General features: G+C 44.3%; 2 protein-coding genes. Both read left to right on the top strand.

The features are described from left to right. Window positions 1–271 (top strand): thiamine pyrophosphate-binding protein (locus tag IE294_RS50355; protein ID WP_506005390.1); only part of this gene is annotated, 271 nt, incomplete at its 5' end. Between the two features lie 70 nt (window positions 272–341). After that, window positions 342–1,781: a form I ribulose bisphosphate carboxylase large subunit gene (locus IE294_RS50360; protein ID WP_188363613.1), complete on the top strand. Its 1,440-nt coding sequence runs from the start codon at window positions 342–344 to the stop codon at window positions 1,779–1,781. The last annotated feature ends 80 nt before the right edge of the window (window positions 1,782–1,861 follow it).

Raw genomic sequence — 1,861 nt, forward strand, 5'->3', positions numbered from 1 at the left:
TGATGCGGTCGAGAAGGCGAATTCAGGGCATCCTGGGTTGCCCATGGGCTGTGCTCCCATGGGTCACATTTTGTACGATGAAGTCATGAGGTATAACCCCAAGAACCCTTACTGGTTCAACCGTGACCGTTTCATTCTGTCCGCTGGTCACGGTTGTATGTTGCAGTATGCTCTGCTTCACCTCGCTGGTTACGACAGTGTCCTGGAAGAAGATTTGAAGAGTTTCCGTCAGTGGGGAAGCAGAACCCCTGCTTCGAAAAGGTTTCATTAACTCCTCATTTATATCGAGTAGACCTTGTTGTTGCGAGAATTCTTAATTCATGAGTTGTAGGGAGGGACTTATGTCACCACAAACAGAGACTAAAGCAAGTGTTGGATTCAAAGCTGGTGTTAAAGAGTATAAATTGACTTATTATACTCCTCAATATGAAGTCAAAGATACTGATATCTTGGCAGCCTTCCGAGTAACTCCTCAACCCGGAGTTCCGCCTGAGGAAGCAGGGGCCGCGGTAGCTGCTGAATCTTCTACTGGTACATGGACAACCGTGTGGACCGATGGGCTTACCAGCCTTGATCGTTACAAAGGGCGATGCTACCACATTGAGCCCGTTCCTGGAGAAGAAGATCAATATATATGTTATGTAGCTTACCCTTTAGACCTTTTTGAAGAAGGTTCTGTTACTAACATGTTTACTTCCATTGTGGGTAATGTATTTGGGTTCAAAGCCCTGCGCGCTCTACGTCTAGAGGATCTGCGAATCCCTACTGCTTATGTTAAAACTTTCCAAGGCCCGCCTCATGGCATCCAGGTTGAAAGAGATAAATTGAACAAGTATGGTCGCCCCCTATTAGGATGTACTATTAAACCTAAATTGGGGTTATCCGCTAAGAACTACGGTAGAGCAGTTTATGAATGTCTACGTGGCGGGCTTGATTTTACCAAAGATGATGAGAATGTGAACTCCCAACCATTTATGCGCTGGAGAGACCGTTTCTTATTTTGTGCCGAAGCAATTTATAAATCACAGGCTGAAACAGGTGAAATCAAAGGGCATTACTTGAATGCTACTGCAGGTACATGTGAAGAAATGATCAAAAGGGCCGTGTGTGCTAGAGAATTGGGAGTTCCTATCGTAATGCACGACTACTTAACAGGTGGGTTCACTGCAAATACTAGCTTGGCTCATTATTGCCGAGATAATGGTCTACTTCTTCACATCCATCGCGCAATGCACGCAGTTATTGATAGACAGAAGAATCATGGTATGCACTTTCGTGTACTAGCTAAAGCTTTACGTATGTCTGGTGGAGATCATATTCACGCTGGTACAGTAGTAGGTAAACTTGAAGGAGAAAGGGACATAACTTTGGGCTTTGTTGATTTACTACGTGATGATTTTATTGAAAAAGATCGAAGCCGTGGTATTTATTTCACTCAAGATTGGGTTTCTATGCCAGGTGTTCTGCCCGTAGCTTCGGGGGGTATTCACGTTTGGCATATGCCTGCTTTGACCGAGATCTTTGGAGATGATTCCGTACTACAATTCGGTGGAGGAACTTTAGGACACCCTTGGGGAAATGCACCGGGTGCCGTAGCTAATCGAGTAGCTTTAGAAGCATGTGTACAAGCTCGTAATGAGGGACGTGACCTTGCCCGCGAGGGTAATGAAATTATCCGCGAGGCTAGCAAATGGAGTCCTGAACTAGCTGCTGCTTGTGAAGTATGGAAGGCGATCAAATTTGAATTCGACGCAGTGGATAAATTAGATAAACCAGCTTGATAAATCAAATTTGAATTCGAAGCAATGGATACTTTGTAATCCAGTAATTACTGTCGGTTTGTTGAATTGCAATTAAACTC

Source organism: Streptomyces canarius, assembly GCF_014650735.1.
Taxonomy (GTDB): Bacteria; Actinomycetota; Actinomycetes; order Streptomycetales; family Streptomycetaceae; genus Streptomyces; species Streptomyces olivaceoviridis.

What these genes read in the sequence shown, in the direction of transcription:
- IE294_RS50360 (WP_188363613.1), top strand. Translation starts at nt 342, where the DNA reads ATGTCACCACAAACAGAGACTAAAGCAAGTGTTGGATTCAAAGCTGGT.